The organism is Dysosmobacter sp. HCP28S3_G4 (genome assembly GCF_052065175.1).
GTDB lineage: Bacteria > Bacillota > Clostridia > Oscillospirales > Oscillospiraceae > Oscillibacter.
In genome coordinates this window covers 1-1046 of sequence record NZ_JBQHUP010000105.1, presented here as the reverse complement: position 1 = coordinate 1046, position 1046 = coordinate 1, and the positions used below count along the sequence as shown (strand labels likewise).

Here is a 1046-nt window from a genome sequence, read left to right as displayed (position 1 = left end):
ACTGTTATTTTGAAAACAAGGCGGCAGCAGCTTGCACCACTTCCACCTTGAATATATTTTGCTCTATTTGCACCGCATTTCGGTGTTTACACAGAATTTGGGACAGACCCATTGGGACGAGCATCAGAGAGATTTCCGCTATATCGTTGACGGTTCGTTCCTGGCGGAGTACGATGATTACAACATCGAAGTCCAGTTTAAGTCCGCCGCCACCGTCAGTATCGCCTATGCCCTGATGTCTCGCTGTGGGCTGGATACGGAACAATATTTCCAGCATGAGGACTTCATGCCGATTTTCGATTTCAATACCCCGGCCACGGTTGGGGCGTTGGGCGCGGCGGTCAGCCAGATCAACCAGCAGGTTTTGCGGCAGATCGGCGTCACCATGACCGAACTTTACACCATGCAGCGGTATCTCCAGTATGACCGCCTGCAAGAACTGAACATGACCCACTTCGACTGCTGGGCCAGCCGCTTCGGAGAAACCGTCACGGCGCTGGAACTGGCACCGGAAGGCACCGGCTACCGGGCAAGAACGAGATTCAGCAAGTTTTTCAACCTCCCGGAGCTGATGAACCTGTTCAAAGAGGTGGCGGACATCAAGACTGCCGATCAGCTGAACTTGCCCACCCCGGAGGTGGAATACCACAACATCGTGGCCCAGCCTACTGAACACCAAAAAGAGATGGTGCAGGTTCTCTCCGAGCGCGCCTCCAGAGTACACAGCGGCAGTGTTGACCCATCAGAGGACAATATGCTCAAGATTACTGGCGATGGCCGCAAGCTGGGTCTGGACCAGCGTATCATCAACCAGCTGCTGCCGGATGAACCCGGCACCAAGGTTAATCAGTGTGTGGGTAATATCATGCAAATCTGGCGAGACGGCGAGGCTGACAAGCTGACCCAGCTGGTATTCTGCGACATTTCCACGCCCCATGGAGTGGTACCCTTTAAGTGCAGTCGCAAATTCCCCAAAAATCTGTTAAAGTGAAAAACAAAGATGGAGGGGATCACAATGGGAAAGTACAGCAAGGAATTCAAGGAAG

General features: G+C 53.0%; 1 pseudogene. It reads left to right on the top strand.

Annotated features, from left to right (window positions below):
* Nucleotides 1-382 precede the first annotated feature (382 nt).
* Nucleotides 383-985, top strand: a pseudogene (locus ACTNBU_RS12625) (hypothetical protein); the annotation flags it as partial.
* Nucleotides 986-1046 lie beyond the last annotated feature (61 nt).